Here is a 222-nt window from a genome sequence, read left to right on the forward strand (position 1 = left end):
TCGTCGATCAGATAGGACCAGGCGCCGCCCGCATCCACGCTGTAGGTGCCATAGCCCATGGCCCCCACCCCCGAGGCCGGCTGGAACAGGTTGTCGTCGTTGTCGACATCCATGGCCGTCGCCGTGCCGGTGATCGGCGCGGCGCTGTCCTCGGCCCCGATCCCGGACAGATCGCCCGCGATGACGGCCGCGTCATTGGCGCCTTCGATGGTGACGGTCACC

General features: G+C 68.9%; 1 protein-coding gene. It reads right to left on the reverse strand.

Annotated elements, in window-relative coordinates:
- A partial coding sequence (locus EGN72_RS00050) for a VCBS domain-containing protein (protein ID WP_158623082.1) occupies nt 1-222 on the reverse strand: 222 nt, incomplete at both ends.

This window comes from Pseudorhodobacter sp. E13, assembly GCF_003991405.1.
In the GTDB taxonomy this organism is placed as follows: domain Bacteria; phylum Pseudomonadota; class Alphaproteobacteria; order Rhodobacterales; family Rhodobacteraceae; genus Pseudorhodobacter.